Raw genomic sequence first — 255 nt, forward strand, 5'->3', positions numbered from 1 at the left:
CTACCGCGACGTCATCCTGAACGACCGCTACGGCCTGGGCCGCTTCATCAGCGATGCCCAGGTGGACAAGTGGGCGCTGTACCAGATCGCTCAGTACTGCGATGAACTGGTCGACGATGGCAAAGGCGGTACCGAACCTCGCTTTACCTGCAACCTCTTCCTGCAATCGCGCGCCGATGCCCTGCAGGTGCTACAAGACCTGGCCAGCATCTTTCGGGGCATGGCCTATTACGCTGGCAGCGAAGTCGTGGCCTC

General features: G+C 61.2%; 1 protein-coding gene. It reads left to right on the forward strand.

Features of this window, described 5'->3' with window-relative positions:
* Positions 1-255 (forward strand): hypothetical protein (locus HAQ05_RS28275; RefSeq protein WP_190427761.1); only part of this gene is annotated, 255 nt, incomplete at both ends.

It is taken from the genome of Pseudomonas typographi, from assembly GCF_014694385.1.
Lineage (GTDB): Bacteria > Pseudomonadota > Gammaproteobacteria > Pseudomonadales > Pseudomonadaceae > Aquipseudomonas > Aquipseudomonas typographi.